This is a genomic window from Chitinophagaceae bacterium, assembly GCA_030053935.1.
In the GTDB taxonomy this organism is placed as follows: domain Bacteria; phylum Bacteroidota; class Bacteroidia; order Cytophagales; family JASGCU01; genus JASGCU01.
This window is the reverse complement of sequence record JASGCU010000045.1, coordinates 10,796-18,533: the sequence shown is the minus strand read 5'-3', so window position 1 is coordinate 18,533 and position 7,738 is coordinate 10,796. Positions and strand designations below refer to the sequence as shown.

Sequence of the window (7,738 nt, the reverse complement as noted above, 5' to 3'; positions counted from 1 at the left end):
GATTCTGTGGTGCAAATTTTTACCATAGACAAAGCGGCTCAGAGCATCACTTTTGGAGCATTAGAAAATAGAACCTTTGGAACGAATCCTTTTCTCTTAACGGCAACCTCTTCTTCGAATTTATTAGTTTTCTATTCTGCCTCCAATACTTTCGTAGCCATAAATAATAATATACTAACTATCAGAGGAGCAGGAACTGTTTCTATAACAGCTTATCAAACAGGTAGTAATCTCTATCATTCATCAAGTGTACAAAAAATACTTACTATACAAAAAGCAAGTCACACCATAGTATTTACTCAATTTCCTCCTATGCCTATAGTAAAGGCAGAGTATACTTTACAAGTATCTTCTAACGCTAACTCCTCTGAAGTAGCTGTAAATACTACTGTATTTACATCATCAGATACCTTTAAAGTAAAGGTCATCAATGGAGGGAGAATACAAACTAAAAGCTCCGGTACCGTTACCATTATTGCTTACTATCCAGGAACAACAAACTATGATAGTGCTAAAACACAAATACAAATGACAATACAAAAAATAGACCAGCAAATAAGATTAGATGCCACTATAAGCAAAATTTATGGGTATAAGGCAGCTTTTATACTACCATCAATTGAAAGTAAAATTTATGGACCGAATTATATGGGACAGTTACATATCGCAGATACATCTATTGTAACAAAAAATAAAAGAAGTACGGATACTCTTGTGCTTCTTATAAAAAAAGCAGGAACTACCTCTCTCACGAGAACATTTCCAGGTGATGACAACGTATACAACACAGCAGTATTTAAGCAATATGTATATATTCAAAAAAACCAACCTACTATTACTTTTGCATCTATTTCTGAAAAATTAGAAGACGCTCCACCCTTTAAGTTAGTAGGAAGTTCTACATCTTCATCAGATTCTACAGCCGCACCCATTACATATACATCAGATAACATTAGTATACTAACAATAAGAAACGACACTGCTTCTATAACAAAAGGAAGCATAGGTCAACAAGAAGTTTCCGTAGAGATAACAGCAAAACAAGCCGAAACTAAAAACTATTTAGAAGCCACTTGGGTAAAAAGACAAGTAATCATTAAACCCTCTTCAGGAATACCCCAATTCATCAAAATGGGAGTTATTGTAAATGGCACTAAAATACCAACAACTTCTGTATATGCACATATAGATGAAGAAATAATACTTTTTGCAGAATCTAATATACAAGATGTTCACGATGAAATCCTCCAAAAAAATAATATAACTTTTAGAGTACACCCCGAAGCCCCACTCCCACCAAATATAGAATTAATACTATCAAAATACCCTAAAGAAAATAAAGCGACTATGAAATTCAATAGCACTGCCAGCTCATTGATTAATATAACTTCCATCATAATACAAGCATACAATGATGGAAAACCAGAACTATACAAACCCGCAAGTGAACGAATCATTGTTTATGTGCTTCCTTTCTATTCTATAAATGGAACAGTATCAATAGCAATAGAGAAAAATAAAAACACCGTTGGATTTGCTGGAACCATAAAACTGATAAAGATATATCAGAATACTGTTACCGAAGAAACCACACAAACAAACTCATCGGGAGGATTCATTTTTGACAAGAGAGCAGTAAACGAAGTAACAACAGCTAAATACATACTAATGGCTATTCCAAACAACAACGATCATTTTTATACCTATTATGCCCCTACCAATCAAACTAAAAATGGAACTACACTATGGAAAGAAGCCACACAAATCAATATAAAATCTGATTCTCTCAGCACCAATCGTTATAATTTTACTCTTATCCCCAATCCAAAACAAAACCTCATTCCTTCCGTAGAAAATATAAATATTAAATGGACACTGAAAAACCAACTAAATGATCCAAAAAACCGCTACCTTACCAATATCCCTATAGTATTTAGAAACAAAAACACAGATGAGGATCTGTTCTACACTCTTCTCAATGAAAATACTACAGTTACAATCCCCATCAAAAAAGATGAATATATATACTCCATAGAAGTCCCAATTATTCCAATGCCAAACGAAAAACAAGAACTAGACCTCGATAGAATAATAGATGGAACAGAATATACAGCCAATGTAAACCCCAATGTTATTACTATAACAGAAAAACAACCCATTAACTCCCTTACCAATACACCACAAACACAAATTACAGAACAGATTATCGTATCCCCAACACCTTTCAAAGAACATCTCTCCATTACCTTTGCAAATGGAACACACCTGAAAGAAATTAAGATAATAGACATTACAGGAAATATAATATTCTATGCCAAATCTTCACACAATAATATAAGCATTGATACAGAAACATGGAAACATGGAGTATATGGCATCCTTATCAATATCCCCGAAGAAAACACTTTTAAAAATATCACAATACTCAAAGAATAAAGAAAAATTACTCAATCCCTACAAAAACAAAGAACATACATGAATAATACTATACAAAAAGTTTTTGATAAAGAAGAAATGAACCTATTCCTTATAAAAAATGATTCAACCCACAACAGTATAGCAGATGCCTGTATCACAAAGAAAACAACGCACTTTTATTTTGTTCTCAATGGAAAAGGAAAACTTCATTTTGGAGAACGTTATACCAAAGATATAGTAACCCAGCATACCTATTTCTTTTATGAACCAAATGATGATATGCACTTTACTATGAATCTCATGCCGCAAACTACCATTATCCTTCTCTCTATGCCTCTAGAACAACTTCATAAACTTATTACAATGGATACCCATGTTCCTTTCATCTTGTATACAGAAAATAAAAATGAAAAACACTACGAAGAAAAAAAAATTTCACCCGATTTATTAGTGTGCCTACACCAAGTACTCCTCCCCCACATAAGTGAAAATGTAATCAATCTATTTTATCATGGAAAAATATACGAAATAATGAGCTTCTATTTTATTCATACTACCAATGAAGAATCCCGATGTCCCTTTTTGAATAACCAATCTCACCTCAAAAAAATAACTGCCGCAAAAGAATATCTCATCAAGAATGCTTTTAACCCTCCCAATCTATCCACTCTTGCTCTCATAGTAGGCACCAATACTTCACAGCTCAAGAACGGTTTCAAACAAATGTATGGAATATCTATCTCTGATTATCTATTCCATTATAAATTTAACCAAGCAAAAATACTATTAGACACCGAAAAATATACCGTCCAAGAAGTAGCAAATAAAGTCGGTTATGAAAATGTGAGTCATTTTATAGATAAGTTTAAAAAGAAATTTGGAATAACCCCCAAAAAATACCTTATCTCTAAATATGTAAATCAACAAACCAATGTGAATACAACCCCATAAAAAAAATGTTAAAAAAAACCTTTTTACACAAATATTAAATTTTAACCCTATAGATAATCAACCAGTTACAAAACTATAAGTACATCAAAAGTAACTTTTTGGAAACTTCCTACCGTTTCTATAATACTCTCACCCCTTATGGATTTTTTGTTTGATATATTTATATATAATTCACAATTCAATAAAAAAACATATTTTTAAGAAAAATTCTTATTTTTATAAAAAAATTGCATCTTTGTTTTTTGGGAAGTAATATCGCTTTCTTTATTTATTTAATTATTATATACAAACATATATACCAATGTTCAAAAAGTTAACAATTGTTGTTATAGGAATACTAATGTATTCCTTATCCATTGGACAAGGATTGGATATGGATAAAGTAAAGGGTCTCAAGCCCCGAAATATCGGTCCATCAGGAACCAGTGGAAGGGTTACCGCAATAGATGTTGTTGCGAATAATCCGGATATTATATATGTAGGTTCTGCTTCGGGTGGATTATGGAAGTCCACAGGAGGTGGCATTAGTTGGAAGCCAATTTTTGATAAAGAAAAGGCAGCTTCTATCGGTGCTATTTCTATATTCCAAAAGAATCCGAGTATTATCTACGTAGGAACGGGAGAGGGAAATCCTCGAAATAGTCAGAATATGGGAAACGGTGTTTATAAAACCTTAGACGGCGGGGAAACTTGGCAATATTTGGGATTAGAAAACACACGTGCTATCCATCGCATCTTTGTTCACCCCGATGACCCTAATACGGTACTGATAGGTGTGCAAGGAAATGCATGGGCGGATAGCGAAGACAGAGGTGTCTTCAAAACCACTGACGGAGGAAAAACATGGAGAAAAGTTCTCTATGTAAATAAAAAAACAGGTATTGCGGATATGAAAATAGACCCTACTAATCCAAACAAAATTATTGCAGGAATGTGGGAATTTAGACGCGAACCATGGTTTTTTAAATCAGGTGGAGTAGGTTCTGGGTTATATATCTCCCTTGACGGAGGTGAAACATGGAAACAAAAAACCAAAGATGATGGACTTCCTGAGGGAGAACTCGGTAAAATCGGAATAGCCATAGCACCTTCTGAACCCAATATTGTCTACGCTCTTATAGAAAGTAAAAAAAGTGCTTTGTATAAGTCAACAGATGGCGGAATAAAATGGAATAAAGTTCAGGACAAAGAAGTAGGGGATAGACCTTTTTATTATTTTGATATTCAGGTAGACCCACAAAATGAAAATAGAGTTTATAATATTTTCTCTAACGTCAAAGTAAGTATTGATGGAGGAAAAAGCTATGAAACACTTCTCGGTTGGGATAGAGTGCACGGCGACCACCACTACTGGTATATTCATCCTACTGATGGATCTTTTATTATAGATGGAAATGATGGGGGAGTTGCTATTTCTCGAGATAGAGGAAAAAGCTGGAGATTCGTAGAAAATCTTCCCCTTGAACAATTTTATCATATTAACGTAGATATGGAAGTTCCTTACAATGTTTTGGGAGGGCTTCAAGATAATGGAAGTTGGCGAGGACCCAGTCAATCACTTCGCTACCAAGGCGGTATTAGAAACGCCTACTGGGAAGAAGTTGCTTTTGGAGATGGATTCGATGTCGTACCTGTCCCTAACGATCCTCAACATGGATACGGAATGTGGCAAGGAGGAAATCTTATGTATATCAATTTTCAAAATGGCTATACTCAATATATAAAACCAACCCACCCCGATAATACTTTTCTACGATTTAATTGGAACTCAGCAATAGCACAAGACCCTTTTGACCAAAATACTATCTATTATGGAAGTCAATTTGTCCATAAAAGCAGCGATAGAGGACAAAACTGGTCTCTTATTTCCAACGACCTAACTACCAACGACCCCAATAAACAAAAACAATTAGAAACAGGAGGATTAACGTATGATGCTACAGGAGCAGAAAATCACTGCACCATCATTACTATTGCTCCGAGTCCTAAACAAAAAAATGTTATTTGGGCAGGAACAGATGATGGCAATATCCAAGTGACTCAAGATGGTATTCTTTGGACGGAAGTATCTAAAAATATACCGAACTATCCCAAAGGAGCTTGGGTTCCTCAAATACAGGCATCTTCTTATAGTGCCGCAGAAGCCTTTGTAGTAGTAAATGACTACCGAAGAGGAAACTGGACACCCATGCTCTTTTATACAAAGGATTTTGGAAAAACATGGACTAATTTAGTAGATGATAAAAAAGTTTCCGGTTACGTACTTTCTTCTGCTCAAGACCCTGTTCAACCAAATCTTTTATTCGTAGGAACAGAATTTGGACTCTACCTAAGCTTGGACTTTGGAAAAACATTTACCAAATGGACAAATGAATACCCTACCGTATCCACATATGATATGATAATCCATCCAAGAGAGCATGACTTAGTTATAGGAACTTTTGGACGCTCTGCATGGATTTTAGATGATATCAGACCACTACGAGAACTCGCAACCAAAGGAACAAATATTTTATCTGATATGATTTATGTTTATCCCGCACCCGATGCATATCAATTTACATACAGAGCAGCCGCAGGAACACATTTTCACGCTGATGCTATGTTTCAGGGAGCAGATAGACCTTTTGGAGCTATGATTACTTTTTCTGTAAAAAATACTTCTAAAAAAGATACGACCATTAAATCCGATTCGGTAAAAGTGAAAATCTTTGATGCCCAAGGAAATAATATTCGAACCTTTACAAAAGTAGTTACAGAAGGAGGAATGAACCGTATTTTTTGGGGATTAGATAAAAAAGGTACCAGAAGCCCCGACTCTCCTAAACCAAAACCAGGAGACGACGAACCAAGCGGAGTACCCGTAGCCCCAGGAGAATATACTATCTCTCTTACTTTTAATAAAAAAGAAGTATCTACCAAAGTAAAAGTATTACCCGACCCAAGACATAACTTTAATCCCGAACACTTCAACATAATACTGCAAAAAGCGGAACGTGTAATGAAAATTATGGGAGAAGCCACAGCCTCTATTGATAAACTCAACGACGCAAAGGATGTTATTGGAAAAGTAAATAATGCTCTCACGGAAACCCAAAGTAAAGACGTGAATGGAGATACCTTAAAAAAACAAGGTGGAAAATTAGAAAAAAGGATTCAAGAACTGAAAGAAACTATCAAAACAAAAGAAGATATCTTCGGAATTTATGATAATCCTCGTTTACCATCAGAGCGAATTTATAGAGCTTTTAATCACTTAGGATACTATGACACCCCTAATAAAAATCAGGATATTGCCATAGAACAAGCAGAAAAAGCTACAAAAGATGCTCTAGAAAAAGTAAATGTATTTTTTGAAACCGAGTGGAAAAATTACAAAGCAGAAGCACAGAAAGTAAACTTCTCACCCATAAAATAATTTTTTTAACCTCCTCTTTCTATTAAAAGAAGGAGGAGGTTTTTTATATTTTATAAAAACGACTTACAATAATAAAAAAAACGACTTATAATAATAAAATATAATTTTACAACAAATGAAAAAAGAAGAAACACGTCCCCTCATTTCATTTGATTGGGCAATGAAATCTATTTTACGTCAAAAATCAAGTTTCGAAATTTTAGAAGGATTATTTTCTACTATTTTACAAGAAGATATTAAAATAGACGCAATTATAGAGACCGAATCTAATAAAGAATACTCTCAAGACAAATACACAAGAACAGATATACAGGTTCGGAACAAAAAAGGAGATATGTATATTGTAGAAGTACAATACACATACGAAGTGTATTATTTTCATAGAATTGTGTTCGGGGCAGCAGTTGCTATCAAAGAATATCTCAAAGAAAAAGAAAAATTTGATACAATAAAAAGAGTTATTTCTATCACCATAGCCTATGCCAATTTAGGCGAAGGAACTGATTATGTATATAGAGGAAACAATCATTTCTACGGAATCCATGATCATAGTGAATTGAGCTTAGATAACAAGCAAAAAGAAAAATATAATATCCAAACACTGAAAGAGATATTTCCCGAATACTGGATTATACGCTTAAAACAATACAACGATCAGATACATGATGAACTAGATCAGTGGATATATTTTTTTAAGAATAACACTGTAAAAAAAGAGTTTCATGCAAAAGGGTTGCAGAAAGCAGTAATAAAATTAGACCAATTAAACACATTTGGAGATGATATACACGCCTATAACGAATATCTGAAATATATTTTAAGCAGAAATAGTGAAATCTCACAAAAAGAAGATGACAAAAAAACTATAGAAGAGAAAAATAAAGCTATAGAAGAGAAAAATAAAGCTATAGAAGAAAAAGATAAAACTATAGAAGAAAAAGATAAAACTAT

4 protein-coding genes are annotated in these 7,738 nt (G+C 33.9%); all 4 read left to right on the top strand.

Features of this window, described 5'->3' with window-relative positions:
- A partial coding sequence (locus QM536_05990; protein MDI9356560.1) for a hypothetical protein occupies window positions 1-2,436 on the top strand: 2,436 nt, incomplete at its 5' end.
- Between the two features lie 39 nt (window positions 2,437-2,475).
- Window positions 2,476-3,369, top strand: a complete 894-nt coding sequence (locus QM536_05985; GenBank protein ID MDI9356559.1) for an AraC family transcriptional regulator — start codon at window positions 2,476-2,478, stop codon at window positions 3,367-3,369.
- 301 nt (window positions 3,370-3,670) lie between these two features.
- Window positions 3,671-6,787: a hypothetical protein gene (locus QM536_05980; protein ID MDI9356558.1), complete on the top strand. Its 3,117-nt coding sequence runs from the start codon at window positions 3,671-3,673 to the stop codon at window positions 6,785-6,787.
- A 115-nt stretch (window positions 6,788-6,902) separates the two neighbouring features.
- Window positions 6,903-7,738 (top strand): PD-(D/E)XK nuclease family transposase (locus QM536_05975; GenBank protein ID MDI9356557.1); only part of this gene is annotated, 836 nt, incomplete at its 3' end.

What these genes read in the sequence shown, in the direction of transcription:
- QM536_05985 (MDI9356559.1), top strand. Translation starts at nt 2,476, where the DNA reads ATGAATAATACTATACAAAAAGTTTTTGATAAAGAAGAAATGAACCTA.
- QM536_05980 (MDI9356558.1), top strand. Translation starts at nt 3,671, where the DNA reads ATGTTCAAAAAGTTAACAATTGTTGTTATAGGAATACTAATGTATTCC.